Source organism: Janthinobacterium sp. YR213 (assembly GCF_900099875.1).
In the GTDB taxonomy this organism is placed as follows: Bacteria; Pseudomonadota; Gammaproteobacteria; order Burkholderiales; family Burkholderiaceae_D; genus Janthinobacterium; species Janthinobacterium lividum.
In genome coordinates this window covers 468,307-493,732 of the sequence record NZ_FNDA01000004.1, presented here as the reverse complement: position 1 = coordinate 493,732, position 25,426 = coordinate 468,307, and the positions used below count along the sequence as shown (strand labels likewise).

General features: G+C 63.1%; 22 protein-coding genes and 1 pseudogene. 12 read left to right on the top strand and 11 right to left on the bottom strand.

The genetic code is table 11. The features are described from left to right. Positions 1-27: 27 nt before the first annotated feature. Positions 28-1,050, bottom strand: a complete 1,023-nt coding sequence (locus BLT98_RS19915) for a sugar ABC transporter substrate-binding protein (protein WP_223279159.1) — start codon at positions 1,048-1,050, stop codon at positions 28-30. Between the two features lie 274 nt (positions 1,051-1,324). Between BLT98_RS19915 and BLT98_RS19910 the strand changes: the two genes are divergently transcribed. Genes BLT98_RS19910 through BLT98_RS19900 form a run of 3 tightly spaced genes read left to right on the top strand, consistent with a single transcriptional unit; the run spans position 1,325 to position 4,221 of the window. Then, positions 1,325-2,191 carry a MurR/RpiR family transcriptional regulator gene (locus BLT98_RS19910; RefSeq protein WP_034757651.1) on the top strand — a complete coding sequence of 289 codons (867 nt, stop codon included), beginning with the start codon at positions 1,325-1,327 and terminating at the stop codon, positions 2,189-2,191. Beyond that, on the top strand, positions 2,184-3,170 hold the full coding sequence (iolG, locus tag BLT98_RS19905) for an inositol 2-dehydrogenase (protein WP_081345411.1): 987 nt from the start codon (positions 2,184-2,186) through the stop codon (positions 3,168-3,170). The genes BLT98_RS19910 and iolG overlap by 8 nt, the downstream gene beginning before the upstream one ends. 28 nt (positions 3,171-3,198) lie before the next feature. Next, positions 3,199-4,221, top strand: coding sequence for a Gfo/Idh/MocA family oxidoreductase (locus tag BLT98_RS19900; RefSeq protein WP_092610762.1), 1,023 nt, complete (start codon positions 3,199-3,201; stop codon positions 4,219-4,221). Between the two features lie 15 nt (positions 4,222-4,236). On the opposite strand, the gene BLT98_RS19895 is transcribed toward BLT98_RS19900, so the two are convergent. Together BLT98_RS19895 and BLT98_RS19890 are read right to left on the bottom strand one after the other, a co-directional pair. Continuing rightward, positions 4,237-4,572: a helix-turn-helix domain-containing transcriptional regulator gene (locus BLT98_RS19895; RefSeq protein ID WP_092610759.1), complete on the bottom strand. Its 336-nt coding sequence runs from the start codon at positions 4,570-4,572 to the stop codon at positions 4,237-4,239. Then, a pseudogene (locus BLT98_RS19890) lies at positions 4,541-4,928 on the bottom strand (type II toxin-antitoxin system RelE/ParE family toxin). Before BLT98_RS19890 ends, BLT98_RS19895 begins: the two are co-directional and overlap by 32 nt. 240 nt (positions 4,929-5,168) lie before the next feature. Here BLT98_RS19890 and BLT98_RS19885 point away from each other — a divergent pair. Beyond that, positions 5,169-6,386, top strand: a complete 1,218-nt coding sequence (locus BLT98_RS19885) for a hypothetical protein (protein ID WP_211615017.1) — start codon at positions 5,169-5,171, stop codon at positions 6,384-6,386. Positions 6,387-6,389: 3 nt separating this feature from the next. Here the strand turns inward: BLT98_RS19885 and BLT98_RS19880 are convergent, their stop codons facing one another. Further along, the gene (locus BLT98_RS19880) at positions 6,390-7,769 is read right to left on the bottom strand and encodes an MFS transporter (protein ID WP_092610756.1); all 1,380 of its coding nucleotides are present in this window, start codon (positions 7,767-7,769) and stop codon (positions 6,390-6,392) included. A gap of 120 nt (positions 7,770-7,889) precedes the next feature. Here BLT98_RS19880 and BLT98_RS19875 point away from each other — a divergent pair, with 120 nt between their 5' ends. Continuing rightward, positions 7,890-8,540, top strand: a complete 651-nt coding sequence (locus tag BLT98_RS19875; protein ID WP_244517594.1) for a TetR/AcrR family transcriptional regulator — start codon at positions 7,890-7,892, stop codon at positions 8,538-8,540. Between the two features lie 21 nt (positions 8,541-8,561). Here the strand turns inward: BLT98_RS19875 and BLT98_RS19870 are convergent, their stop codons facing one another. From BLT98_RS19870 to BLT98_RS19860, 3 genes are read right to left on the bottom strand one after another with little or no spacing between them, the layout of a single operon-like run. Further along, positions 8,562-10,025, bottom strand: a complete 1,464-nt coding sequence (locus BLT98_RS19870; RefSeq protein ID WP_034777919.1) for an ATP-binding protein — start codon at positions 10,023-10,025, stop codon at positions 8,562-8,564. Then, the gene (locus tag BLT98_RS19865) at positions 10,018-10,731 is read right to left on the bottom strand and encodes a response regulator (RefSeq protein WP_034777921.1); all 714 of its coding nucleotides are present in this window, start codon (positions 10,729-10,731) and stop codon (positions 10,018-10,020) included. Before BLT98_RS19865 ends, BLT98_RS19870 begins: the two co-directional genes overlap by 8 nt. Beyond that, positions 10,706-12,034 (bottom strand): ABC transporter substrate-binding protein, encoded by a 1,329-nt coding sequence (locus tag BLT98_RS19860; protein ID WP_244517592.1) that lies wholly within the window; start codon positions 12,032-12,034, stop codon positions 10,706-10,708. Before BLT98_RS19860 ends, BLT98_RS19865 begins: the two co-directional genes overlap by 26 nt. 355 nt (positions 12,035-12,389) lie before the next feature. On the opposite strand from BLT98_RS19860, the gene BLT98_RS19855 reads away from it, so the two are divergent. The 7 genes from BLT98_RS19855 (at position 12,390) to BLT98_RS19825 (ending at position 20,888) form a co-directional block, all read left to right on the top strand. Next, positions 12,390-13,655 carry an ABC transporter substrate-binding protein gene (locus BLT98_RS19855; RefSeq protein WP_034777923.1) on the top strand — a complete coding sequence of 422 codons (1,266 nt, stop codon included), beginning with the start codon at positions 12,390-12,392 and terminating at the stop codon, positions 13,653-13,655. A gap of 111 nt (positions 13,656-13,766) precedes the next feature. Beyond that, positions 13,767-14,681, top strand: a complete 915-nt coding sequence (locus tag BLT98_RS19850; RefSeq protein WP_034758088.1) for a carbohydrate ABC transporter permease — start codon at positions 13,767-13,769, stop codon at positions 14,679-14,681. 8 nt (positions 14,682-14,689) lie between these two features. Then, the gene (locus BLT98_RS19845; protein ID WP_034777925.1) at positions 14,690-15,529 is read left to right on the top strand and encodes a carbohydrate ABC transporter permease; all 840 of its coding nucleotides are present in this window, start codon (positions 14,690-14,692) and stop codon (positions 15,527-15,529) included. A 10-nt stretch (positions 15,530-15,539) separates the two neighbouring features. Further along, positions 15,540-16,673 carry an ABC transporter ATP-binding protein gene (gene ugpC, locus BLT98_RS19840; protein ID WP_092610747.1) on the top strand — a complete coding sequence of 378 codons (1,134 nt, stop codon included), beginning with the start codon at positions 15,540-15,542 and terminating at the stop codon, positions 16,671-16,673. 90 nt (positions 16,674-16,763) lie between these two features. Beyond that, positions 16,764-17,999 (top strand): maltoporin, encoded by a 1,236-nt coding sequence (locus BLT98_RS19835; protein ID WP_092610744.1) that lies wholly within the window; start codon positions 16,764-16,766, stop codon positions 17,997-17,999. Positions 18,000-18,111: 112 nt separating this feature from the next. After that, positions 18,112-19,143, top strand: a complete 1,032-nt coding sequence (locus BLT98_RS19830) for a ParB/Srx family N-terminal domain-containing protein (RefSeq protein ID WP_092610741.1) — start codon at positions 18,112-18,114, stop codon at positions 19,141-19,143. A gap of 77 nt (positions 19,144-19,220) precedes the next feature. Next, a complete protein-coding gene (locus tag BLT98_RS19825) occupies positions 19,221-20,888 on the top strand; it encodes a ParB-like protein (RefSeq protein WP_139179334.1) in 1,668 nt (555 codons plus the stop codon). Between the two features lie 70 nt (positions 20,889-20,958). On the opposite strand, the gene ugpC (BLT98_RS19820) is transcribed toward BLT98_RS19825, so the two are convergent. The 4 genes from ugpC (BLT98_RS19820) to BLT98_RS19805 form a co-directional block, all read right to left on the bottom strand. Next, positions 20,959-22,068, bottom strand: coding sequence for an ABC transporter ATP-binding protein (ugpC, locus tag BLT98_RS19820; RefSeq protein ID WP_070279178.1), 1,110 nt, complete (start codon positions 22,066-22,068; stop codon positions 20,959-20,961). Positions 22,069-22,077: 9 nt separating this feature from the next. Beyond that, a complete protein-coding gene (locus BLT98_RS19815) occupies positions 22,078-22,947 on the bottom strand; it encodes a carbohydrate ABC transporter permease (protein ID WP_034777933.1) in 870 nt (289 codons plus the stop codon). Beyond that, complete coding sequence (locus BLT98_RS19810) at positions 22,944-23,828, bottom strand: carbohydrate ABC transporter permease (protein WP_034777935.1); 885 nt, start codon at positions 23,826-23,828, stop codon at positions 22,944-22,946. The genes BLT98_RS19815 and BLT98_RS19810 overlap by 4 nt, the downstream gene beginning before the upstream one ends. Before the next feature lie 115 nt (positions 23,829-23,943). Beyond that, positions 23,944-25,197 carry an ABC transporter substrate-binding protein gene (locus BLT98_RS19805; RefSeq protein WP_034777937.1) on the bottom strand — a complete coding sequence of 418 codons (1,254 nt, stop codon included), beginning with the start codon at positions 25,195-25,197 and terminating at the stop codon, positions 23,944-23,946. Positions 25,198-25,426 lie beyond the last annotated feature (229 nt).

Genomic DNA, 25,426 nt, shown 5'->3' with positions numbered 1-25,426 from the left:
GGCAACTCCCGGTGGCGACTGTGTGGATTAGCGGTATTGGCCGGCGTATTTTTCGACCTTGGAGATATTTTCCTTGGTCACGAAACCGGGGCCTGAGCTGATGTGGCGTGGGCCGTAGATGGGCGTCAGGCCGTATTCCGCCAGGCGCGCCTGGTATTTCGGATTGGCGATCAGGATTTCCTTGACCTTGGCCAGGTCAGTGATCTTTTGCTGTTTCATGATGGCCATTACGGCGACAGGAATGTAACCTTGCAGGTAGGGCTGCTGGTCGATCGCGAACTGGATGCTGCCATCCTTGATGCCCTTGGCGATTTCTTCCGACAAGTCGAAGCTGGCGAAATACATCTTGCCTTTCAGGCCCAGCTTCTCGACGGCGCGCATGGCGGCCGGCGCCGAATCCGGTCCCAGCGCCAGCACGGCCTGGGTCTTCGGATTGCTGCGCAGATAGGCGCTGACCTTGCTTTCGATCACGCCAGGGTCGACGCCATTGGTGTCGAGCGTGGACGATTTGAAGTCGACGCCGAGCGCATCGGCAAAACCGCGGCAGCGCTCGAACGACGAGGCATTCATCGCATAGTGATTCACGCACACGAAGGACTTGATGCCCGCCTCCTTGGCGCGCTTGCCGGCGCCCAGGCCCGCGTCATACTCGGGCTGGCCCACGTGCATGATGGCTTTCAACTGCTCGCTTTGCGCGATGGTGCCCGAATTGATGGTCACGAGCATGATTTTCTTGGCCACTACCGTACCCAGCGGTTTTTGCAGCACGCTGAAGTCGGCGATATCGGCGATCAAGCCATCGTAATTGCGCGCGGCCGACTGCTCGATCAGGCGCGCCATGTCGGCCAGGTCGCCATTCGGCGGATTGCGGTAGTCGACGGATACGTTGAAGTCTTCACCGGCTTGCTTGATGGCGTTCTTGATGGTGTTCCACCAGGAATCGGAGTCTGGCGCGTGGCTGACCATGACGAATTTCTCGCCGGCAGCATGGCTGGCGCCCGTGCTCAAACCCAGGCTCAGGCCCAGGCTGGCGATGGCCAGGCACTTCATCAAACCCTTGCTTTTATTGCTATGCATGAATGTCTCCTAGACGGATTAATTTTTATAGTTGCGAGCTTTTATGAAGGGTGTCACCGGCCTGGCCTTGCGGCACACGAACCGATGCACTGCGCACAGCTTAGGCCACAAAAAAGACAAATGCAATAAAATTTTCAAAATAAATTTAAATAGAAATTCATTTCTATTTTTGGATTTCCCTCCTATAATTCTCGCCAGAACCAGCCGCAGCAATCCCACGGCCCAGCAACACACAGAGGAAAACACCATGGCAGCCACCGCCCCCATCGAACAGTTGATGCAGCACATTGCCGCCGAGTACGACAACCTGTCGCGCCAGCTGAAAGTCATCGCCCAATACATTGAAAAGCACCGGGCCAGCCTGATGCTCGAGCGCATCAGCGATATCGCTGCCGCCTGCGATGTGCAGCCATCCGCCATCGTGCGTTTCGCGCAGCGCTTCGGCTATACGGGCTTTTCGGAAATGCAGGATGTGTTCCGCCAGGCATACACGGACCAGGCCGGCGCCACGCCCGACTACCAGCAGCGCATCCGCAAGCTCATTTCCACGCGCGACGCCGCCCTCAGCGCAGGCGACCTGACGCGCGAATTCGTCGGCGCCAGCCGCGCCGGCCTCGACGACCTGGCGGCCGGCCTCGACGACGCGCAGCTGGAAGCGGCCGTCAATCTGCTGCTGAAAGCGGAAAATATCTATGTGATCGGCGTGCGCCGTTCCTTTCCGATCGCCTCCTACATCGCCTATGCGCTGGAACACACGGACAAGCGCGTGCACCTGATCAGCGGACTGGGCGGCATGCACCGCGAACAGATGCGCAGCGTGCGCGAACGCGATGTGGCGATCGCCATCAGTTTCTCGCCTTACGGCAAGGAAACCCAGCAGTGCATCAAGGCGGCGCAAGACAAGGGCGCCAAGGTCCTCGTGATTACCGACAGCAAACTGGCCCCGCTCGCGCGGGCCGCCGACGCGCTGCTCACCGTCACCGAGGGCAGCGCCTTCGCCTTCCGTTCGCTGACCAGCACCATCTGCCTGTGCCAGGCGCTGTTCATCGCGCTGGCATACAAATTAGAGCTCGACATCGAAGAAATCCACACCCCAGGAGAACATGATGATTGAAGTAGCGTTGTTCGGCGCCGGACGCATCGGCAAAATCCACGCGGCCAACCTGGCTGCCCAACCCGGCGTGCAGTTCAAGTACGTGGTCGACGTCAACCAGGAGGCCGCCGCCGCGCTGGCCGGCCTGCATGGCGGCAGCAGCGCGACTGTCGAGGCGGCATTGGCAGACCCCGCCATCAAGGCCGTCGTCATCGCTTCCAGCACAGACACGCATGCGGACCTGATCCTGCGCTCGGCCGCCGCCGGCAAGGCCATCTTTTGCGAAAAACCCGTCGACCTGACGATCGACCGCGCGCGCGCCTGCGCCGCCGCCGTCAAGGAAGCCAAGGTACTGTGCATGCTGGGCTTCCAGCGCCGCTACGACCCCACTTTCAATGCCGTCAAGACACGCATCGAAGCGGGCGAAATCGGCACGCCCGAATTGCTGGTCGTCACCAGCCGCGATCCTGGTCCTCCGCCCGTCAGCTACATCAAGGTGTCGGGCGGCATCTTCAAGGATATGCTGATCCACGATTTCGACATCTTCCGCTGGATACTCGACGATGAAGCCGTCAGCGTGCACGCCACGGGCAGCTGCCTCGTCGACCCCGCCATCGGCGAGGCGGGCGACCTGGACACGGCCGTCGTCACCATCCGCACGGCCAAGGGACGCTTGTGCCAGATCAATGCCTCGCGCCGCGCCGCCTACGGCTACGACCAGCGCTTCGAAGTGCTGGGTAGCGCCGGCATGCTGCAAGCGGGCAACCACAAGCCGACGGAAGTGACGGCCTATGGTTCGGTGAATGTCAGCGTGGACAAGCCAGAAGACTTCTTCCTGGAACGTTATCGCGTGGCCTACGCGCAGGAAATGGCGCATTTCTTTGACGCCCTCACCCACGGCACGCCGCTACGCACCACCGTTCACGATGGCTTGAAGGCATTGGAGCTGGCCGAAGCGGCCACCTTGTCGTGGCGCGAACAGCGCGTGGTCACTTTATAAACCAATAATAAAAATACCTGGAGACACCATGTCATCCCCAACATTAAAAGTCGGCATCGTCGGCCTGGGCCGGCTGGGCCAGCGCCACGCCATCAACCTGGCGCAGCGCGTGCCGAATGCCGAAGTCGTGGCCGCCTGCAGCCCCGTACCAGCCGAACTGGACTGGGCAGCCAGCACGCTCGGCATCACCACCGGTTATGCCGACTACGACGCCCTGCTGGCCCACCCGGGCCTGGACGCCGTCTTCCTCGTCACGCCCACCTCGCTGCATGCGGATCAGATCATCGCCGCCCTGCGCGCCGGCAAGCACGTGTTTTGCGAAAAGCCGCTGTCGCTGGACCTGGCCGATTGCCTGAAGGTGGAAGCGGAAGCGGCGCGCCACCCGCAGCTGACCATCATGATCGGCTTCGTGCGCCGCTTCGACGCCAGCTACCATGATGCGCAGCAAAAGATTGCCCAAGGCTTGATCGGCAAGCCCTACCTAGTGCGTTCGCAAACCTGCGACCAGAACGACCCCAGCGGCGCCTTCATGCGCTTCGCCCCCACCAGCGGCGGCATCTTCCTCGATTGCAGCGTGCACGATATCGACCTGGCGCGCTGGCTGCTGGGCAATCCCGTGCCCAAACGCGTGTATGCGAGCGGCACCAACGCCATCCACACGGGCTTGCAGGCGTTCGGCGACGTGGACAATGGCCTGGCGACGGTCGAATTTTCCGATGGCAGCATGGCCAGCTTCATGGCCTCGCGCACCATGGCGCACGGCCACGAAACCCTGACGGAAGTGTTCGGCACGGGCGGCCGCCTGGCCGTGGGCAGCAATCCGCGCCTGAACAGGGTGGAAATTTCGGATGCGCATGGCGTGCGCAATGAATGCACGCCGGACTTCTATGCCCGCTTCGCCGACGCCTTTTTGATCGAGGCGCAGGAGTTTACGGATGCGGCACTGGGCCGGCGCACCTTGTCGCTGACCTTGCACGACGCGACGGAAGCGACGCGCATCGGCCTGGCCATGACGCAAGCGATGCGCGAGGCACGGCCCGTGGCGTTTTAAGCCAGAGGCAGGGACTCAGGCAGCCGGCGCGGGAAATGGACGCTCGGGCTGCCTGGGTTCCACGGCCAGGCGCAAGCCCATGGCATCGAGGATGGCCGTCAAGGTGCTCAAGGAGGGATTGCCATCGGGCGACAGGGTGCGGTACAGCTGGGTAGGATTGAGCTTGGCCGCCTGCGCCACGGCGGGCACGCCGCCAAAGGCGCGCGTCAGCTGGCGCAGCACGGCCAGCAGTTCGCCGTGGTCGCCATCGACGAGGATCTCGTTGATCAATGCAAGGGCGAAAGCGGGATCGTCGCGGTACAGTTCGGCCATCGCCTCGTCATGCGAGCGGTCTCTTGGTGGTTTGCTCATGACCTCTTTCACATCCTCTTTCATCTTCCCTCTCCTTCCAGTCGTGCCAGCAGGCACAGGCGTATTCGATATCTTTCGACTGCGTGCGCTTGTCTCCACGCGCTTGCGCCGCCACACAATAATAAAATGATCTGCCCGTCAGCGATGGCGTAATACACGCGGTAGCCAGGCCCCACATCGATGCGCAACTCCCACACACCGTCGCGGCAAAATTTATGGTCGCCAAAATTGCCGGGAATCATACGCAGTACCCGGCGCACGATGGCTACCCTGGCCGTATTGTCGCGCTGGCGCTTCAGCCATTCCGTATACAAATCCCTGCCCGATGATGTCAGGTAGTGCCGTATCTCGTACATCATATTCGTCCATAAACGAAGAAAGATCAAGGGGAAAATCACGTGTACATGTAAAAAAGTAGGCCGCCCATCTTGCTACCAAACCCGCGCGCACAGGCCGCGAATGCCGGGTTCACTGAGCTACATCAAGATGCGTTTTTCTAATTGTTATAGGGAAATGATGTCGCGTGTGTACATCGCATCTGCATGCAGATGCGCTATACAATAAGCACCTGTTCAACCGCCAGGAAGCATGCCGCCATGACGCAGCACGACAGCCACTCTCCCCTCCTTGCCGACGTGGCCGAACGCTACGTCAAGCTGGTCCTGGCCATGGGCCAGCACGATGCCTCGTATGTCGACGCGTATTACGGCCCGCCCGCATGGCAACAAGAAGCGGTAGAACAGCAACTGAGTTTGAGCGGCATCAAGGATGGTGCAAACGCGGCGCTGGCCCTGCTGACCGACGCCGCCTGCTTGCGCGCCCTCAACCTGCGCAAGCAGTTGCAGGCCGTGCTGGCCAAGGCGGACATGCTGCAGGGATCGCGCCTGGATTTCGATACGGAAAGCGCGCGCCTGTATGACGCCGTCTCGCCCCATCACAGCCGCGCGTACTATGCAGAACTGGTGGCGCAGATCGATGCCCTGCTGCCTGGCGACGGCACGGTCAGCGACCGGGTCAATGCCTTGCGCGCGCAACTTGTCATTCCCGCCGACAAACTACGCGCCGTCATGGATGCGGCCATCCGCGCGGGCCGCGAACGCACCTTGCAGTACATCGCCCTGCCCGAAGGCGAAGATTTCGTGCTGGAATTCGTCACCGACAAGCCGTGGAGCGGCTACAACTGGTACAAGGGCAACTACCAGAGCGTGATCCAGATCAATACCGACTTGCCCGTGTACATAGACCGCGCCGTCGACCTCGGCTGCCACGAAGCGTATCCGGGCCACCACGTCTACAACGTGCTGCTCGAGCGCGACCTGGTGCGCGGCAAGGGCTGGATGGAATACTGCATCTATCCGCTATATTCTCCGCAATCCCTGATTGCCGAAGGCACGGCCAATTACGGCATCGAACTGAGTTTCACGGATGCAGAGCGGCTGGCTTTCGAACAGCAGGTGCTGTACCCGCTGGCCGGCCTCGATCCGGCGCTGGCGCCCCGCTATGCGCAACTCAATGGGCTGCTGGCCAAACTGAGCTATGCCGACAACGATATCGCGCGCCAGTACCTCGAAGGCAGCCTGAGCCGCGAAGAGGCACTGGAATGGCTGGTCAACGTGCGCCTGTATCCGGCAGAGAAATCCGCGCAGCGCCTGCAGTTCTACGATGCCATGGGCGCGTACGTCATCAATTACAACCTGGGCCAGGACATGGCGAAAGCCTATGTCGAGCGCCAGGGCGCCACGCGCGCGGAACACTGGGCCGCGTTCCGCGACCTGATGTCGTCGCCACGCGTGCCCAGCGCCTTGCGTGCCTGAGCCTTACTTCGACGGCAAGCAGTACAGCGGCAAGGCCACGGCCAGGCACGCCAGCCCTGCCAGCAGCATCGCCAGCTGAAAGCCGGCGGCCAGGGCGGCAACCTGCCCCGCCCGCTCCAGCAGGGTGGCGGCGCGCAAGCTCATCACGCTGCCCAGCACGGCCACGCCCATGGTCATGCCCGCCTGGCGCAAGGCATTCATGATGGCCGATGCCATGGCGGCTCGCTCGCCTTCCACGGCTGCCATCGCCAGCAAGCCCGTGGCTGGCACGGCCAATCCCATGGCCAGGCCCAGCAGGCCGAACAGGCTGCCGACGATGGCGTAGGGCGTCTGCGGCGCCAAGGTCGCCGTCGCCAGCAGCACCAGCCCCGCCAGCACATAACCCGCCAGCATCAATCGCCGCAGGGACACGTGACGGCTGAGGCGGCCGAAGCACAGGGAAACGATGCCCATGGCCGCGAACTGCGGCAACATGCGCCAGCCGCTGGCGCCCGCCGGCCAGCCCTGGATTTGCTGCAGGTACAGCGAGAAAAAGAACAGGCTGCTGTAGCAGGCAAACCCCAGCACCAGCGAGGCCAGGTTGATCACCGCAAAGGTCCTGTCGCGAAACAGACGCAGCGGCAACAGGGGGCGCGGCGCGCGCGCTTCGACGGCCAGGAAGGCGATGAAGGCCAGCAGCGCCCCGCCCAGCGATGGCCCGGCAGCCATGCCGCCCGGTCCGTCCGCCTCGCCCAGTGCGATCAAGCCGTAGGTGAGCGCGCCGAGCCAGACAATGCTGAGTACCTGCCCCGTCCGGTCCAGCGCCGCCTGCTCACGGTAATGGCGCTCCGTGATGCCCCAGGCTCCCAGCAGCATGGCCAGCAATCCCAGCGGCAGATTGATCAGGAAGATGCTTTGCCAGCCCGTGGTCTCCAGCAGCATGCCGCCCAGCAGCGGCCCCAGGATCAGCGCCAGCGCGCTGAAAGCCGACCAGCCGCCGATCACGTGCGCCCGTTCGCGCGGGTCGGGAAACGCGTGGCTCAGTATCGGCATCGCGCCGGGGATCAGCAAGGCCCCCGCGATGCCCTGCACGGCCCGGCCCGCCAGCAATAGCGGCAGGCTGGCGGCCAGCGCACACAGCAGCGAGCCCACTGTAAATAGCGCCACGCCCAGCAGCCAGATGCGCTTGTGCCCATGCCTGTCGCCCAGCGGTCCGGCGGACAGCATGCAGGCCGACAGGCACAGCGCGTAGGCGTTGACCACCCACTGCAAGCCCGCCATATCCGTCGCCAGCGCCGTTTGCAAGGTGGGCAAGGCCACGTTGACGATGCTGATATCGAGCGAGGCAAGAAAGGTTCCAAGGTAGGCGGCGGCTACCAGAGCCGCCCGGCGATAACGTTGCATGAGTGATTCCGATGTATGAGTTTGGCTTCATCATAACTATCGACTGACCGTCGGTCAATTAAAAAAATCGTGTGCACCGGTGAGCTTTGGCAGCGCCAGCGCTTCACTTATACTAGACACATGACTACTTTCCTCCGCGCCATGCACGACGCCGCCCCTGCCACGGACGCGCCCGCACGCCCCCGCACCAAACCAGCCGAAGTGCGCCTCGATGAATTGATGACCGCCGCCGAGCGCCTTTTCCTCGACAAGGGTGTTGACGCGACCACCGTCAGCGATATCACCAGCCTGGCCGGCGTGGCGAAAGGTACCTTCTATCACTATTTTCCGTCCAAGCACGAGATGCTGGCGGCGCTGGCCGGACGCTATACGCAGCATTTCCTGGCCAGCCTGGAAGCGGCCATCGACCTGTGCATGCCCAACGACTGGGAAGGCCGGCTGCGCGCGTGGGTGCAGGCGAATGTCGCCACTTACCTGGGCACCTGGCAATTGCACGACATCGTCTACACGAGCCACCGGCGCAGCATCGGCATCGACCCTGCGGACAATGCCGACAAGAACGCCATCCTGGCCCAGCTCGGCGCCATCCTGGCGGGCGGCGCGGCGGCGGGCGCATGGCCCCTGCCGCAGCCGCGCCTGGCGGCCCTGATGATTTACTCGGCCGTGCACGGCGTGACGGACGACGCCATCGCCGCGCAGTTACAGGACAGCAGCGCCTTCGCCGCTGACGTGGCCGACGCCTGCCTGCGCATGCTGGGCACGCCGCACTGACGGGGCAGGCATGGCGGCACTTCAGTGTGCCGGCAGGCGGATAGTCGCTTCCAGGCCGCCGTCGCGGTGGTTGGCCAGGGTCAGCTCGCCGCCATGCGCCTGGATGATGCTGCGCGCGATACCGAGCCCCAATCCCATGCCATGCGCGTTTTGCTCGCGGCCATGCTCCAGGCGCACATAGGGCTGGAACAGGCTGGCGAACGCCTCTTCGGCCACGCCGGGGCCGTCATCGCGGATGCGGATCACCACGTTGACGCCTTCGCGGCACGCCGACAGGTGGGCCGTCTTGCCATAAAACAGGGCATTGTCGAGCAGATTACCGATGGCGCGCTTCAGGGCCAGGGGCTTGGCCTTCACGCTCAGGCCCGTCTCCGCGTAATGCACTTCATGGCCAGCCAGCTGGGTCCCGCGCACCATGCGCTGCAGCAAGGGGTCCAGGCGCACCTCGGTGGCGTTTTCATGGATATCGCTATCCTTCACGCATTGCAGCGCGCCCTTGACCATCATGTCCAGCTCATCGAGGTCATCGTGGAATTCGTTGCGCTGCACATCGTCGTCGAGCAATTCCGTGCGCAATTTCAGGCGCGTGATGGGCGTGCGCAAGTCATGCGAAATCGAGACGAACAGCCGTTCGCGGTCTTCCAGGTAGCGCTGGATGCGTTCGCGCATGCCGCTGAAGGCTCGCGCCGTCTGCACGAACTCGCGGCTGCCCGTCTGCGGCAGGGGCGGCGGCGTCTCGCCACGGCCAAACGCTTCGGCCGCGTCCGACAAGGCGGCCAGCGGCCGTGTTGTCCAGCGGACGACGAGGATCGACAGCAGCAGCACGGCCGCCAGCGACAACGCTTGCAGCAATACCCGGTCCAGTGTCCACGGATTACTGCTCTGCAAGAAATACGGGTTGGGCATCAGTGCCGCCAGGTACAGCCAGTTGCCAGGCTCCAGCTCGGCCTGGATCACGAGGACGGGCGCGGGATTCGGTTTCAGCAGCAAGATGTGCTGCACCCAGTTTTCCGGCAAGTCGCCGATGTGCGCGCCGCTATCGGCCACCACCAGGTCGCCCGGCCAGGCGAAGCCCACGCGGTAGCCGGCCAGTTGCGGCAAGTCGTTCTTCAGCGCCGCGCCCACTGTGGCCACCACCGTATCGGCCAGCGCGTGCGGGGCGATTTCGCGGATGGCCAGCGGCCCCTGGTTGACGTTGACGAAGAAGCGCGTGCCGCCCATCTCGCGAAATTGCTGGATCAGGATGGGGCGGTAGTTGGCCGGCAGGCTGAGGAAGAAACGGATGGTGCTGGCGGCGCTGCGGGCCAGGTGCTGCGAAGCCATGCGCGCCTCCACCGCCGAGTCGCGGCGCAGCTGCGTGGCCCAGATCAGGTTGCCCACCAGTTGCGTGGCCAGCACGCCGGCGACCATCACCACGGACAAGCGCCCCAGCAGCGACGGCGGCAACAGGCGCTCGAGCAGCCGGCGCGCGCCCCGCTCAGGCATGCGCACTGCTCACGTCGGCAGAAAAGACATAGCCGGCGCCGCGCACCGTCTTGATCAGCATGGGCTGCTTGCCATCGTCCTTCAGGCGCAAGCGCAGCCGGCTGACCTGCACGTCGAGCGAGCGGTCGAGCGGCCCCGCGTCGCGCCCCCGCGTCTGCTCGCACAGCACGCTGCGGTCGAGGATATCGCCCGGATGCTCGACAAAGTAGCGCAGCAGCTGGAAATCGAGGCCCGTCAGCTGCAGCGCTTCGCCATCGGCATCCGTCACCGTGCGCTCCAGCGTGTCGAGGGTGAAACCGACGAAGCGGTAATAGCGGGGCGGCGCGGCCGCGTCGATGCCCGTGCGGCGGTGGATGGCCTTGATGCGCGCCAGCAATTCGCGTGGACTGTAGGGCTTGGCGATGTAGTCGTCGGCGCCCAGTTCCAGCCCCACCACCCGGTCCGTCTCGTCGGAGCTGGCCGTCAGCATGATGATGGGCACGTTCGAGCGGGCGCGCACCACCTTGCACAGGGCAAAGCCATCCGTGTCGGGCAGCATCACGTCGAGGATCACCAGCGACAGGCTGTCGACGTGGCGGTGGAATTCGGCCAGGAAGGTGGCGCCATCGTGCGCCAGGCCCACCTCGTACTGGTTCTTTTCCAGGTAGGCCTTCAACAGCATGCGGGTCTTTTGATCGTCGTCAACGACCAGGATTTTGCGTGACATGGTCTCGTCCTTTTTTATTCAGCGCCTGCAACATGCTGCCAATACGGCGCTGGGCGTCGGCCGCGCTGATCGTCTCGTCCAGGAAATAGCGGTGCACTTCGGCGATGATGGCGTCCTTGCTGGTTTCATCGGTGGCCATGCGGTGCACGAGGCTGGGCGCCTGGAACGCGGCGCCGCGCGCGAATGCCTGCGCCGAGGCGCGTGCACAGCTGTCCAAACGCGACAGGTCGGCCTGGCGCAAGGCGGGAATCGAGCCCTTCACCTGGCTGTATTCGAGCTGCACGGGCAGCGAAGCGACCACCTGCGCCAGCTTTTCCTGCGCGCCCTGGTGCGTGTAGTCGGACGCGAACATGGCCAGCGTATCGATGCTGTACAGGTGGTAGTCGCCCGTGTCCGGTGCGGCGGCGCAGCCGAACACTTCGTCCGTGGCGCGGCCCCAGGCGTTCAGTTCGCCCTTCGCCCAGTCGCCCATGATGTACATGGCCGCCTCGCCATCGCCCACCTGGCGCGCCATTTCGGGCCAGCCCTGTTCGCGCAGCGGCGTGCCCATCCATTGCTTCAGCGACCTCAGCCGCTGCAAGGCGTGGAGCAGGCGCGGGTCGGCATACGCCTCGGCTTTCTTGTCGACAAACAGGGCGCGGTAATACGCGGGCCCCGATTCGGCCAGCACCAGCGTTTCAAACAAGGTCGCCACCTGCCACGCTTCGCTGCTTTGCGCCAGCGGCGTGATGCCGGCCTGGCGCAGCTTGCCGGCCACGCGCTCGAAGTCACTCCAGCTGCGCGGCACGGCCAGGACCAGGCGCTGGAAGATCTTGCGGTTGTAAAACAGGGTATTGATGCGGTGGATGCCGGCCGGCACGCCCATCGTATGGCCCCGGTTTTGCAGCAATCCCCACACGGTGGGATACATGGTCGCGCGCCAGTTGTTGCTGGCGGCGACGCTGTCGAGCTGCAGCAGCAGGCCCAGGTCGCTCCACTCGCCCAGGGTATAGCCGATCAGCTGCATGACTTCCGGCGAATTGCCGGCCAGCACGCGGCTCTTCAAAACCTTGCCCGCGCCGACCCCGGCGCCGCCCGCAATGCCCGCGTCGCGCCATTCGATGCCTTCCTGCGCCAGGCGTGCCACCAGCACGTCGGCGGCGCGGCGTTCGCCGGTGGAAGTCCACCAGTGCAGCACTTGCAGCGGCTCGGCCCGCACGGGCACGCTGCAGAACAGGGCGGCCAGCAGCGCCAGCGCCGCCACGCCGCGACGGCGGGCGGCCCCGGCATGGCGGTCGGCGGTGCTGCGCGGTGGCGTCTTCAATCCTGTCCCCTTTTTCTTGTCGCGACAAACTATAGCCCAACTACAAAACAGCATGTTGGTAATTTAGTACCTTGATTTGTAAAGAAATGTGAGCTTTTGTTGCCCTATCTTGCGCGGAGGATAAACCGGGCCAGCCACCCGACGCCCCGCGCGGCGCGCCACGGCATCGGATGACGGTAAGGAAAGGTAAGCAAGCGCACCTGCGCATTTTAAAATTATCCTTTTGAATCAACAGGATAAGAAAAATACATCGGTCCAATGCCGGGCGCTGGCGTCACATTTTCTCCGATGCTACTGTCCGCCAACTGCAGCGTAACCGGCAGTAAAACAAGACCAACATCAACAAGGAGACGACATGCAACTGCATGCAAAAGGCGGCGTGGCCGCGCGCAACACATTACTGGCCCTGCTGCTGGCCAGCGGCACGGCACAAGCTGGCACGCTCACCATCGAAAGCTGGCGCGTGGATGACAAGACCCTGTGGGAAACGGTACTCATTCCCGCCTTCCAGAAAAAGCACCCTGGCATCGAGATCAAATTCTCGCCCACGGCCCCCACCGAATACGATTCCACCCTGAACGCGCGCCTGAGCGGCGGCACGGCAGGCGACTTGCTGGCCTGCCGCCCGTTCGACGTCTCGCTGGCCCTGTACAAGCGGGGCCAGCTGGAAAAGCTCGACGGCAAGGCCGGCATGGATAACTTCCCCGCCTCGGCCAAGGTGGCGTGGCAGACGGACGATGGCAAGGACACCTTCTGCATGCCGATCGCCTCCGTCATGCATGGTTTCCTGTACAACAAAAAAATCTTCCGCGAACTGAAACTGCAGCCACCCGCCACGGAAGAGGAATTCTTCAAGGTACTGGAAACGGTCAAGAAAAGTGGCAAATATGCGCCCTTGGCGCTGGGCACGGCCGACCAGTGGGAAGCGAACCAGGTGGTCTTCACCAGCATCGGCGCCAATTACTGGAAGGGTGAAGAAGGCCGCAAGGCGCTGATCGCCGGCAAGGCCAAATTTACCGACCCGCAATTCGTCGCCGCCTGGGAATACGAGGCCCGCCTGGGCAGCTACCTGTCCAAGGGGGCCAGCGCGCAAACCTATGGCGACAGCCAGAACCAGTTTGCGCTGGGCAAGGCCGCCATCTACCCGTCCGGCTCCTGGGACATCGCCTACTTCAAGCAAGACCCGGAACTGGAGCTGGGCGCCTTCAACCCGCCCGTGCGCAAGGCCGGCGACAAGTGCTATATCTCGGACCACACGGACATCGGCATGAGCGTCAACAAAAAGTCGAAGAACAAGGAAGACGCCTACAAATTCCTCGCCTGGCTCGGTTCGCAGGAATTCGCCGACATCTACACCAACAAGGTGACGGGCTTCTTCTCGCTGTCGAACCATTTGATCTCCATCAAGGACCCGCTGGCCAAGCAAATGAACGGCTGGCGCGCCAGCTGCGCCTCGACCATCCGCCTGAACGCGCAAATCCTCAACCGTGGCGAACCGAGCATGGAAAACGAGCTGTGGAACGTCAACGCCCAGGTCTTGAACGGCAAGCTGGCGCCGAAGGACGCGGCGCGCCAGATCCAGTCCGGCTTTGCCAAGTGGTACAAGCCGCAGCAGCAATAAATTCCTCCCTCCTCCCCGCGCAACCGGCCTGAGCAAAGCGATGCGGCAGCCGGTGGCACGGTTTTGCCGGCGGCCCCGCCGCCGGTGCTTTTCTTCGTCTGGAGTTTCGCCGTGAAAAAAGCTTTCCCATGGCACGTGCTCGTGTTCCTGGCCCCGGCGCTGGTCATTTACTCGCTGTTCAGCGCCCTGCCCCTGGCCGATACCCTGCGTCTCGGCCTGTACACGACCGATGAAAGCGGCCAGCACCATTTTGCCGGCCTGGCCAACTACGCCACCATCCTGTTCGACCCGCAATGGTCGCAAAGTTTCTGGAATGCGATGTGGAACAACTGCAAGTTCTTCCTCATTCACATGCTGCTGCAAAATCCCATCGGCCTGCTGCTGGCCACCCTCTTCAGCCTCAAGGGGTTGAAGGGCGAGCGCAGCTACCGCACCCTGATCTTCCTGCCGACCCTGCTGTCCGTCGTCATCATCGGCTTCATCTGGCAGCTGATCTTGTCGCCGCTGTGGGGCGTGGGCCAGTCGCTGATGGATGGCGTCGGCATCGGCAGTTACTTCGCGCCGTGGCTGGGCCAGGAATCGACGGCCCTGCTGACCATCGCCCTCATTTCGGTTTGGCAATATATCGGCATCCCCATGATGCTGATCTATGCGGCCCTGCTGGCCGTGCCCGAGGAAATCATCGAAGCGGCCCACGCGGAAGGGGCCAGCGCCATGCGCATCTTCTGGCAAATCAAGCTGCCGCTGATCTGGCCCACCCTGGGACTGGTGACCATCCTCACGTTTGTCGCCAATTTCAACGCCTTCGACCTCGTGTATTCCGTGAAAGGCGCGCTGGCGGGACCGAACTACGCCACCGACATCCTCGGCACCTTCTTTTACCGCACCTTCTTCGGCTACCAGGCCCAGCTGGGCAGCCCCACCATGGGCGCCGCCGTGGCCACCATGATGTTCCTCGTGATCCTCGTGGGCGTGGGCGTGTATTTCTTTTTCGTGCAGCGCAAGCTGACACGCTACGAACTGTAAGGGCCGCCATGCGCAACGTTTCCACCCGCCCCCTGGGCCGCGCCGCCGTGCATGCGATCCTGGCCGGCTACACCATCATTGCCCTGTTCCCCATCGTCTTGATCTTGATCAACTCGGTCAAGACGCGGGCCGCCATCTTCGACAATCCGCTGGCCCTGCCCACACCGTCCACCTTTTCACTCGTGGGCTTTCACAAGGTGCTGGCCAATTCCGACTTCCTGCTGTACTTCGGCAACAGCCTGTTCGTCACTCTGCTGTCGCTGCTGCTGATCGTGCTGTTCGGCGCCATGGCGGCCTGGGCCTTGTCGGAATACACGTTTACGGGCAACCGCCTGCTGACCCTGTACCTGGCGCTGGGCATCATGATCCCCATCCGCCTCGGCACGGTGTCCATCCTGGAACTGGTGGTGCGGCTCGACCTGATCAACACCCTGAGCGCGCTGGTGCTCGTGTACACGGCGCAGGGCCTGCCGCTGGCCGTGATGATTCTGTCCGAATTCGTGCGCCAGGTGCCGCGCGAACTGAAGGATGCGGCGCGCTGCGACGGGGTGGGCGAATTCGCCATCTTCTTCCAGGTGATCCTGCCCCTGATCCGCCCCGCCATCGCCACGGTGGCCGTGTTCACCATGATTCCCGCCTGGAACGACCTGTGGTTCCCGCTGATCCTGGCGCCATCGGACCGCACCAAGACCGTCACTCTGGGCGTGCAGCAATTCATCGGCCAATACGTGACGGACTGGAACTCCGTGCTGGCGGCGCTGTCGCTGGCCGTCATTCCCGTGCTCGTCATGTACGTCATTTTCTCTCGTCAACTGATCCGCGGCCTGACGTCCGGCGCGGTCAAATAATAGGTGCGCCATGGCCCATGTAAGCCTGCAACAACTGACCAAATCCTACGACGGCCGCCACAATGTGCTGGCCGGCATCGACCTCGACATCCGCGACGGTGAATTCGTCGTGCTGGTAGGCCCTTCCGGCTGCGGCAAATCGACCTTGCTGCGCATGCTGTGCGGCCTGGAAAGCATTTCGCAGGGCACCTTGTCCATCGGCGGCAAGGTTGTCAACGACTTGCCGCCGGCCGAACGGGGCATCGCCATGGTCTTCCAGAGCTATGCCCTGTATCCGCACATGAGCGTGTACCGCAACATGGCGTTCGGCCTGAAGATCGCCGGCGCCAGCAAGGAAGCCATCGCCCAGCGCGTGCGCCACGCGGCCGCCATCCTGAAGATCGACCACCTGCTGGAACGGCTGCCGCGCGAACTGTCGGGCGGCCAGCGCCAGCGCGTGGCCATCGGCCGCGCCATCGTGCGCGAACCGCAGCTGTTCCTGTTCGACGAGCCGCTGTCCAACCTCGACGCGGCCCTGCGCGTGCAGACGCGGCTGGAAATTGCCAAGCTGCATCGCCAGTTGAACGCCACCATCGTGTATGTGACGCACGACCAGGTCGAGGCGATGACCCTGGGCGACAAGATCGTCGTCATGCATGGCGGCCATATCCAGCAGGCCGGCACGCCGCTCGAGCTGTACCAGCAGCCGGCCAACCGCTTCGTGGCCGGCTTCATCGGCGCGCCGATGATGAATTTCTTCGAGGGCAAGGTCATCGCCGCGCAGGACGATGGCGTGCGCGTGGCGCTGGCCAGCGGCCAGGAAATCACGGCCCTCGTCGATCCGGCCGGCTTGCTGCCGGGCGATGCCGTCACGGTCGGCCTGCGCGCCGAACATATCCTGGAAAACGGCGATGGCAGCGCCCACTTCCAGGGCGTCGTCAGCCTGGTGGAACACCTGGGCGAAGCCAACTTCATCTACCTGGCACTGGACAACGGCCAGGAACTGGTGATACGCGGCGACGGCAACAACCGCGTGCCGCTGGGCCAGCCATTCACGGTCTCGGCCGCCAGCAACGCCTTCCATCTGTTCGACGCGCAAGGCGTGGCGCGCACGCGGCGCGAACCCGGCAACCTGATTTCATCGAAACAGATTTTGGCCGCCTGAGCTTTCCGCCCAGGCAGTCCCCCGATTGGATCGGCAGCGATCCGGTACGACGTGCCCAAGCACGCATTTTGATAACGACAAGGAGATTCCATGCAACACCCGATCAAGACCTCGCTGGCCCTGGCCTGCACTATGCTGCTGGCCTGCGGCGCCGCCCACGCCAGCGATGCCGAAGGCGAATACCACGGCTACTTCCGCGCCGGCCTCGGCTCGAGCTCGGACAGCCGCGGCCCGCAAAGCTGCTACGGCCTGGGCGGCAACACCATGCGCTACCGGCTCGGCAACGAATGCGACACCTATGGCGAGTTCGAATACCAGAAGGAAATGGCCAAGTCGCCCAATGGCGTCAGCTTCGTCGGCCATATCATGGTGGCCGCCTACACGCCCAGCTCCGCCGTCAGCGATTCGGAACTGAGCATGTCGAAGATGTACGTGGAAGCGAAAAACATCGCCATGCTCAACGGCGGCATGGCCTGGATCGGCAAGCGCTACTACATGCGTCCCGACATCCACATGCTGGACTTGCAATACATCAATATGAACGGCACGGGCGGCGGCATCGACCAGTACAAGCTGGGACCGGGCCGCATCAGCTATGGCTTCTTCAAGGATAACGACAAGCCCGGCAACTCGGCCATCCGGCAAAATCTCGTCTACCAGGGCATCCCCATCAACCAGGATGGTACGCTGGAAGTGCTGACCACCCTCATCACGCCTGACAAGAAGGACAGCACCTCGCACAGCGGCTGGCAGGCCACCGTGCTGCACAAGCAGGATAAAGTGTGGGGCGGCGCCAACACCTTCGGCATCCAGTACGGCGTGGGGCCGGGCACGGGCGCCGGCGGCCAGTGCTGCGACCGCATGGGCACGACGGGTTCGATCCGCAACGGCAGCGACGTCACGCGCCTGCGCATCTTCAATTCGCTGTGGATACAGCCGACGCCGGAATGGAGCGCGGAAATGATCGCCATCGTGCAGCGCGACAAGTCCGACGCCACGGGCGGCAGTTCGACCTGGACCACCCTGGGCGTGCGCCCCGTGTATGCCGTCAACGACAACTTCAAGCTGCAATTCGAGCTGGGCACGGACCGCGTGACCTCGCCCACGGGCGGCGCCGCGCAGCGCCTGACCAAGCTGACCTTCGCGCCCACCCTGACAGCGGGCAAAGGTTACTGGTCGCGTCCCGAGCTGCGCGCCTTTGTCACCTACGGCAAATGGAACGACGCCGCCACGGCCGCCGTCAACAAGGCCAATGAATCGGGCCCCGTGTACGGCAACGCCACCAGCGGCACCTCGTTCGGCCTGCAAGTGGAAACGTGGTTTTAAGCGCTGGTTTTAATTACCCCTCTTGATATGGCGCAGTGCATGCGCCTGTCGGACTGCGCGAAATCGCGTGCCGCGCTATGCTGCACGCCATACCGCTCACTTCGGAGGTCGCATGCACACCGCATTTCCCCGGGTCGCCGCCGCGCTGGCCCTGTCTTTCGCCAGCATGGCCTGGGCCCGCGATGCCGCCGTCGCGCCGGCCCCCGTCCTGAACGCGCGCCAGCAGGCGCTGATGGCCACCGTCGTGGGCAGCGCCGCCCAACCGCGCATCCTGCAGGTAAGCCTCGATGAACTGCATCCGACCCAGCCGGCCATCGGCTACGACCAGGTGTACTACAAGCTGGGACGCTATGCGGCCGAGGAAAAACACATCGCCGACATCGCCAAGCCAAAGAAATTCGCCGACCTGTGCGAGGCCAATGGCCAGGGCGACGTCTTGCCCGGCACGGCCAATGTGGCAGGCGCCACCCTGGCCGCGCCACCGGCCGGCTACCGCTGCAAGGCGGCCGTGGGCAGCCGTCCCGACGACATGAAGACTGTCGTCATCGGCCCGCGCGGCACGGTATACCTCACCGATGGCCACCACACGTTTTCCACTTTCCTGGATGCCGATGGCGGGCGCAATCATCGATTGAAGGTCTGGGTCAAGGTCAGCGACAATTTCAGCGCGCTGGGCGAAGCGGCCTTCTGGACACGCATGCGTGAAGAGAACAAGGTGTGGCTGAAAAACGGCCGCAACCAGGCCATCACGCCGCAGCAGCTGCCGTCCGCCATCGGCCTGAAGGCCCTGGGCGACGATCCGTACCGCTCGCTCGTCTACTTTACGCGCGGGATCGGCTACGAGCCGCCCGACAAGGCCACGGAATTCCTCGAATTCTACTGGGCCGACTGGCTGCGCCGCAAACCGGCGCTCAACCTGGAACGTGCCGATCTGCTTGATCCCGCCGCGTATGCCAGCGCCATCCTGCTGGCCGCGCAGGCGATGGTGGCGCTGCAACCGGCGGAGATCGTCAGCGGCGGCAAGCGCGCGGCGGACTTGGGCGCGCTGCGCGAAATCGACCACGCAGCATTCGACGAACTGACCGAAGACAAGGGCAAGCTGGGCTACGCCATCGGCTACCGCAAGTCGCTGCCGCGCCAGTAACCTCCCGGCGTGTCATCATCCTGACATCTGCGCCCGCTAGCATGTCGGCACTTTTCAGGCCGACATCACGGGACACCATGTACAAGCACAGCATCCGCAGCAGCACCCGCAGCACCTTGGCCATTGCCATCACCCTCGCACTGGGCGCCAGCCTGGCCGCCTGTGGCGGTAAAGACTACCGCGATACCAGCACGGCGCCCGTCGCCCCGGTGGAGCCCGTCGCCCCCGCACGCATCCTCAACGTGGTAGCGGCCACCGGCAAGGCCGTGGCGAATGCCTCCGTCACCGTGCTCGACGCCGGCAAGAATGCCGTCGGCAGCGGCACCACGGACGCGAACGGCAAAGCGGCCATCACCCTGGCCGCCACGGCGAAGGCGCCCTTCCTCGTCTCCGTCACGCCGGCAGGCGGCACCACGCTGTACGTACTGTCGCTGAAGGAAAGCGCCGTCAACCTGACGCCGCTCACCTCCGTCATCGCCATGCAGCTGCTGGGCAGCATCCCGTCGGGCGCATCCCCCGCCAGCCTGGCCGCCATCGATGCGGCACGCCTGCAAACGGCGCAGACGCAGCTGGGCACGGCCCTGGCGGCGCCCCTGCAAACCCTGGGCATGGCGGCCAGCTATGATTTCATCAATGGCCCCCTGACGCCGAACAGCAAGGACCCGGCAGACGTCCTGCTCGACAACCTGCAGGTAAAACAGAACGGCACGGATATCGACATCGTCAATGCCAGCGGCAGCATCGTCGCGCAGATCACCGATGGCGGCGCGCCGCTCGCCACCGGCAAGAGCGTGCTGGAAACGCCGCCCGTGCTCAGCGCGCGCCAGCAAGTCCTGGCAGCCACGGCTGCCGGCACCGATGCGGCGCCCGTCTTCCTGCAAGTGTCGCTCGACGAACTGCACCCCACGCAGCCGGCCATCGGCTACGACCAGGTGTACTACAAGCTGGGCCGCTATGGCGCGGAAGACCTGGTCATGGCCAAGACCAACAAGCCGAAGAAATTCGCCGAACTGTGCGAAGCCAACGGCCAGGACGACGTGGTAAGCAAGACGGCCAACGTGGCCGGCGCCACCCTGACCAATCCACCGGCGACGTTCCAGTGCAAGGCCGCCGTGGGCACCAAGCCGGGCGACATGAAAACCGTCGTCATCGGCCCGAACGGCACCCTGTACCTGACGGACGGCCACCACACGTTTTCCGCCTTCCGCGACGCCGACAATGGCCAGAACCTGCAGCTGAAAGTGTGGGTCAAGGTGACGGACAATTTCAGCAAGCTCAATGAATACGATTTCTGGGCGCAGATGAAAAAGGTCAACAAGGTCTGGCTGAAAGACGGCAGCAACAAGGCGATCGCCACCAGCCAGCTGCCCGCGTCCATCGGCTTGAAGTCGCTGGACAACGACCCGTACCGCTCGCTCGTCTACTTCACGCGCGACGCCGGCTACGTGGTGCCGTCGATGGCCACGGAATTCCTCGAATTCTACTGGGCCGACTGGCTGCGCACACAGGCCGGCATCGACCTGGCAAAGACGGATACGCGCGACGCCGCCAGCTACATGGCCACCATCAAGAGCGCATCGACAGCGATGGCCGGCCTGAAGGCGAACGATATCGTCAGCCGCGGCGTGACGGCGCAAACCCTGGGCTGGACGGGCGTCTTCAGCCAGGCGGCGCTGGACGACCTGGTCACGCCGACGGGCAAGCTCAGCTATTCCATCGCGTACAAGAAATCGCTGGCAAAGTAAGCGCTCCGGCGTAAACAACAACGGCCCGCCTGTCAGCTGACAGGCGGGCCGTTTTCATGGGTAACGACGCTTACGCGATGCGTTCACCATTCTCCGGATCGAACAGGGCCGCTTTCGACAGGTTGAACGACAGCTGCATGGTCTGCCCCGGCAGCACGGCTTCGCGCGGGTGCGTGCGGCAAGTCACGGCGGCGCCGTTCAGGCGCGTCGTCAGCAAGGTATCCGGGCCGGTCGGCTCGACCAGGTCGATCAGGCAACCGAGTTCCTGGCCCACGTCGCCGTGCGCGCTGCTCATGTCCGTGATCTGCTCCGGGCGCACTCCCAGGATCACGTCGCGGCCCGCATAGCTGCGCAGTTTGTCGGCCGCGAACGGCAAGGCCAGGCGCATGCTCTTGCCCGCGTTCTCGATGGCGACAAACACCTCGTTGCCTTCGATGACAGGCTTGACGGTGATGAAGTTCATCGATGGCGAACCGATGAAGCCGGCCACGAACAGGTTGGCCGGGTTGTCATAGATTTCCTGCGGCGTGCCCAGCTGCTGCACTACCCCATCCTTCATGACGGCGATCAGGTCGCCCATGGTCATCGCCTCGATCTGGTCATGCGTGACGTAGACGATGGTGGCCTTCAGGCGCTGGTGCAGCAGCTTGATCTCGGCGCGCATTTCCACGCGCAGCTTGGCGTCCAGGTTCGACAGCGGTTCGTCGAACAGGAACAGCGACGGCTTGCGCGAAATGGCGCGGCCCATGGCGACCCTCTGGCGCTGTCCGCCCGACAGCTGCGCCGGACGACGGTCGAGCAAATGCGTGATCTGCAGGGTTTCGGCGACGCGGGCGACGATTTCTTCCTGCTCCGCCTTCGGCACTTTTTTCACGTTCAAGCCAAACGCGATGTTTTCGCGCACCGTCATCGACGGGTACAGCGCGTAGGACTGGAACACCATGGCGATGTCACGGTCCTTCGGCGGCAGGTCGTTGACGACCTTGCCGTCGATGAGGATTTCGCCCGACGTGACGCTTTCCAGGCCGGCCACCATGTTGAGCAAGGTCGATTTGCCGGAGCCGGAGCCGCCGACGAGGATCAGGAACTGGCCATCCTTGATCTCGATGTCGATGCCCTTGAGGACTTCGACGCCATTCGTGTACACCTTGCGGATGCTGCGTATCGATAAACTGGACATATTCTTTCCTTAACCTTTGACTGCGCCTGCGGTCAGACCGCGCACAAAATAACGGCCTGCGACCAGATAGACCAGCAGGGTCGGCAGCGCGGCAATCACCGCGGCCGCCATGTTGACGTTGTATTCCTTCACGCCCGTGGACGTGTTGACCAGGTTGTTCAAGCCCACCGTGATCGGCTGCGAATCGCCGCTGGCGAAGACGATGCCGAACAGGAAGTCGTTCCAGATCTGCGTGAATTGCCAGATGATGCAGACGACGAAAATCGGACCCGAAATCGGCAGCACGATCTTGCGGAAGATCAGGAAGAAGCCGGCGCCGTCGATGCGCGCCGCCTTGATCAATTCTTCCGGCACGCCGATATAGTAGTTACGGAAGAACAGGGTCGTGAACGCCGTGCCATACACCACGTGGACGAAGACCAGGCCGGTAGTCGTATTGGCCAGGCCGAATTCGCCCAGCAGGCGCGCCATCGGCAGGATCACCACCTGGAACGGAATGAAGCAGCCCACCAGCAAGGCGGCAAACAGGATTTCCGAACCGCGGAAGCGCCAGTGCGCGAACACATAGCCGTTGAAGGCGCCCAGGAAGGTCGAGATCAGCACGGCGGGAATCACCATCTTGATCGAGTTCCAGAAGAACGGCTGCATGCCGTCGCAGGTGACGCCCGTGCAGGCCGAGGACCAGGCCTTGGACCAGGAATCGAACTGCCACACGTGCGGCAAGGCCAGCAGGTTGCCGCTGCGGATCTCGTCGAGCGACTTGAACGACGTCGACAGGGTCACGTACAGGGGCACGATGTAGTACACCGCAAACAGAATCAGCAGCAGGTATACCACCACCCGTCCGAGGGTGAGGCGATTATTGCGGGTAGGTGTCATCTCATCGCCTTTGCGCTGCGCGTTTCCAGGTACATCAGCGGCACGAGCACGGCCACGATGGTGGCCAGCATCATCATTGCCGATGCCGAGCCCAGGCCCAGCTGGCCGCGGGTGAAGGAAAACTGGTACATGAAGATGGCCGGCACGGACGACGAGTTGCCTGGTCCGCCAGCCGTCAATGCGATGACCAGGTCGAAGCTCTTGATCGCGATATGCGCGAGGATCAGCAGCACGCTGAAGAACACGGGTCGCATGGCGGGAATCACGATGCGCCAGTAGATCGTCGGCAGGGACGCGCCATCGACTTGCGCCGCCTTGATGATTTCATCATCGATGCCGCGCAGGCCGGCCAGGAACAGGGCCATGACAAAGCCCGACGATTGCCACACGCCGGCGATCACCACCGTGTAGATGGCCATGTCGGAGTTCACCAGCCAGTCGAAGGTAAACGAGGTCCAGCCCCAGTCGTGCATGACCTTTTCCAGGCCCAGGCTGGGATTGAGCATCCATTTCCAGGCCGTGCCGGTGACGATGAAGGACAGCGCCATCGGATACAGGTAGATGGCGCGCAGCGCGCCTTCGGCGCGGATTTTCTGGTCCAGCAGGATGGCCAGGAACAGGCCGATGGCGATGCTGCAACCGATGAACAGGACACCAAAGATGCCGAGGTTCTTGAGCGAGGTCCACCAGCGCTCATTATCGAACAGCTCGTAGTATTGCACCAGGCCGGCGAACTCGTAGTTCGGCATCAGCCGCGATTCGGTCAGCGACAGCCAACCGGTCAAAAAGATAAAACCATAGACGAATACCAAGCTGGCGATGAGCGTGGGGCCCAACACCATCTGCGGTATCCATCGGTCGAATTGCTTGCGTATGGACATAGGACAGCCGTAGAAGTAGAACTGCGTGTGGCGCCGGCCTGGTCGAACGCCAGGGCGGACGCCTGCGATGCATGCGATGCAGCGGGCGCCGGCGGGAGTGCCGGCGCCGTCGTGATTACTTCACTTTTGCCGCTTTGGCCAATGCCGCAACCGCGTCTTTCGAGCTCATGTTGGTGTTCATGAACTTGGCGATGACGTCGGTCACGGCGCCTTGCGTGGCCGATGGCAGCGCCATGCCGTGGGCGAACGATGGCACCAGGCCGCCGGTCTTGTTGGTGGCGTCCATGTCTTCCATCGATTTCAGGGCGCAAGCGTCAAACTTGTCCTTGGAAACGCCGGAACGCACGGGGATGGAACCCTTGTTCAGGTTGAAGATCGACTGGAACTTCGGATTCATGATGGCGTTGGCCAGGGCGATCTGCCCCTTCTTCGCATTCGCATCCTTTTGCGTGAACATGGCAAACGAATCGATATTGAAGGTGTAGGCCTTGTCCGTGCCAGGAGCTGCCACGCACAGGTAATCCTTGCCCGGCACCTTGCCTGCGGCCGTGAACTCGCCCTTGGCCCAGTCGCCCATGAACTGGAAGCCGGCCTTGTTGTTGATGACCATGGCGGTGGCCAGGTTCCAGTCGCGGCCTGCCGCATCCTTGTCGATGTAGGTCTTCACCTTGCCCAGGGTGTCGAACACCTTGAGCATGGTCGGGCCGGTCAATTCCTTCTGATCCAGCTTGAGGATGGCCTTTTTGTAGAATTCCGTGCCGCCCACGCCCAGCGCGACGGATTCAAACACGGTGGCGTCCTGCCAAGGCTGGCCGCCGTGGGCGATAGCGATGCCGCCCGATTTCTTGATTTTCTCGGCCGCGTCGAAGAATGCATCCCAGGTGGTCGGAGTGGTGGCCACGCCGGCTTTTTTCAGCACTTCCGGATTGACCCACATCCAGTTGACGCGGTGGACGTTGACGGGAGCGGCGACGTAGTGGCCCTTGTATTTCATGATGTCGGCGACGACTTTCGGCAGCACGGCATCCCATTTGCCTGGAATGGCGGCATCATCGATATTCGCCAGCACGCCTTCTGCGCCCCATTCCTGGATCGATGGGCCCTTGAGCTGGGCGGCCGTTGGCGGGTTGCCGGAAATGACGCGGGTTTTCAGCGCGGTCGCGGCGTTTTCGCCAGCGCCACCGGCCACAGCGAAGTCTTTCCAGCCAAAGCCGCTTTCTTTCACGATTTGCTGCAACTGGCCCACGGACTTCGCTTCGCCGCCGGAGGTCCAGTAGTGCAACACTTCCACGTCGGTCGCAAAGGCGCTGCCAGCGAATGCCAGGGTGGTCAATGCGGCCAGTTGGGTAATCTTGAATTTCAGTTTCATCTCCACATTCCTTTTTTGATCAAGCTTTTAGGGGGCTTCGGCATACGGGGGCCGAAAAAGGTGAAATCTGCGCCTGTACCGGCGCTCTTGTACTCAGACCCGCTTGCAAACGGGCATCATCTTCAGTGAAAAGACGGCGCCGTGATCCATGAAACGACTACATTGCATTTATATCACGGGACGGCGCCAAAAACGCATCCGCGAAGGATGCGCCAGGTTGATTTAGACT

Coding starts and splice junctions, on each gene's coding strand:
- BLT98_RS19880 (WP_092610756.1), bottom strand. CDS start 7,769: ATGCAACGTTATCGCCGGGCGGCTCTGGTAGCCGCCGCCTACCTTGGA.
- ugpC (WP_092610747.1), top strand. CDS start 15,540: ATGGCCCATGTAAGCCTGCAACAACTGACCAAATCCTACGACGGCCGC.
- BLT98_RS19915 (WP_223279159.1), bottom strand. CDS start 1,050: ATGAAGTGCCTGGCCATCGCCAGCCTGGGCCTGAGCCTGGGTTTGAGC.
- BLT98_RS19845 (WP_034777925.1), top strand. CDS start 14,690: ATGCGCAACGTTTCCACCCGCCCCCTGGGCCGCGCCGCCGTGCATGCG.
- BLT98_RS19895 (WP_092610759.1), bottom strand. CDS start 4,572: ATGAGCAAACCACCAAGAGACCGCTCGCATGACGAGGCGATGGCCGAA.
- BLT98_RS19805 (WP_034777937.1), bottom strand. CDS start 25,197: ATGAAACTGAAATTCAAGATTACCCAACTGGCCGCATTGACCACCCTG.
- BLT98_RS19810 (WP_034777935.1), bottom strand. CDS start 23,828: ATGTCCATACGCAAGCAATTCGACCGATGGATACCGCAGATGGTGTTG.
- BLT98_RS19830 (WP_092610741.1), top strand. CDS start 18,112: ATGCACACCGCATTTCCCCGGGTCGCCGCCGCGCTGGCCCTGTCTTTC.
- BLT98_RS19875 (WP_244517594.1), top strand. CDS start 7,890: ATGACTACTTTCCTCCGCGCCATGCACGACGCCGCCCCTGCCACGGAC.
- BLT98_RS19900 (WP_092610762.1), top strand. CDS start 3,199: ATGTCATCCCCAACATTAAAAGTCGGCATCGTCGGCCTGGGCCGGCTG.
- BLT98_RS19855 (WP_034777923.1), top strand. CDS start 12,390: ATGCAACTGCATGCAAAAGGCGGCGTGGCCGCGCGCAACACATTACTG.
- BLT98_RS19910 (WP_034757651.1), top strand. CDS start 1,325: ATGGCAGCCACCGCCCCCATCGAACAGTTGATGCAGCACATTGCCGCC.
- BLT98_RS19815 (WP_034777933.1), bottom strand. CDS start 22,947: ATGACACCTACCCGCAATAATCGCCTCACCCTCGGACGGGTGGTGGTA.
- ugpC (WP_070279178.1), bottom strand. CDS start 22,068: ATGTCCAGTTTATCGATACGCAGCATCCGCAAGGTGTACACGAATGGC.
- BLT98_RS19870 (WP_034777919.1), bottom strand. CDS start 10,025: ATGCCTGAGCGGGGCGCGCGCCGGCTGCTCGAGCGCCTGTTGCCGCCG.
- BLT98_RS19865 (WP_034777921.1), bottom strand. CDS start 10,731: ATGTCACGCAAAATCCTGGTCGTTGACGACGATCAAAAGACCCGCATG.
- BLT98_RS19825 (WP_139179334.1), top strand. CDS start 19,221: ATGTACAAGCACAGCATCCGCAGCAGCACCCGCAGCACCTTGGCCATT.
- BLT98_RS19885 (WP_211615017.1), top strand. CDS start 5,169: ATGACGCAGCACGACAGCCACTCTCCCCTCCTTGCCGACGTGGCCGAA.
- iolG (WP_081345411.1), top strand. CDS start 2,184: ATGATTGAAGTAGCGTTGTTCGGCGCCGGACGCATCGGCAAAATCCAC.
- BLT98_RS19835 (WP_092610744.1), top strand. CDS start 16,764: ATGCAACACCCGATCAAGACCTCGCTGGCCCTGGCCTGCACTATGCTG.